At 43.8% G+C, this 794-nt stretch carries 1 protein-coding gene and 1 pseudogene; both read right to left on the bottom strand.

Annotation, left to right across the window (positions count from 1 at the left end; all coding sequences use genetic code 11):
- Positions 1–76: 76 nt before the first annotated feature.
- Positions 77–332: pseudogene (locus INT19_RS11940) on the bottom strand (transposase); the annotation flags it as partial.
- Between the two features lie 258 nt (positions 333–590).
- Positions 591–794: DUF4214 domain-containing protein (locus INT19_RS11935; RefSeq protein WP_193060898.1), on the bottom strand; the 204-nt coding region annotated here is incomplete at its 5' end.

The raw sequence follows: 794 nt of genomic DNA, 5'->3' as shown, positions 1-794 counted from the left end.
GGCTATGGAGTTTTGCACGCGATTAATTTTGAATAGGCACTTACTGGAGCCCTTGCGTACCTGCAAGCACCTCATTTTCATGGTCGTTAAGATCTTGATAGCCAGCGGCGATTCCAAACACGCGCTGACGGACCAAGGTGCCGAACTTGTGGCGAATTTTATCTGGTGCCAGAAGATAATGAAGTATCGATGCCAAGCGACGTGTAAGTCGACATTGCTTGTCGTCTTCCCGTAGCAAAAGTAACCCTGCATCGGAGGTGATGTGACCTCAACAAGCCAGCTTCAATTTGGTGCCGTGAGAGTAGCGAGAAGGTCAATTTTTCAGGCATTATTTTGGAAGTAACTTTTGATCTTGGTTTTGATGCAAGATCTTGAAAATTTAAAATTGCCAATCGTTTTCTTTTATACGCCATGAAAAATTTAAGTTAGGGTTTATCTGACAAGTTGTCTTCGTGATGAGTTCCTATCGCTTTCATAATGTGGACTGTCTGCCAACGAAATCTCTGAATAGGGTTGGCAGACAGTTTTGAAAAGCATAGTCAGAAACGTATCCAGAAACGTGTTTCCAGTTTAAACTTCATGCTGAAGTATCAGAAGATAGTAGCATCCTGATTGTTCTGGCCGATGAGCACCAAGTCAACATGCTCATCTGAAAGTGCAAACGCCTCCAGAATATCGTCACGATCCTCGTCACTCGCCAACTGGTTCAACCAATATTCCTTGCCTTCAGCATCACTGGGGCGACCCAGAGTATTGTTGTACAGCGCCTCAATAAAATCACTGTTATTGAGGTT

This window comes from Halomonas sp. 3A7M (assembly GCF_014897875.1).
Classification (GTDB): Bacteria; Pseudomonadota; Gammaproteobacteria; order Pseudomonadales; family Halomonadaceae; genus Vreelandella.
Note: the sequence above shows the minus strand (reverse complement) of the source record. Positions and strands in the feature narration are given on the sequence as shown.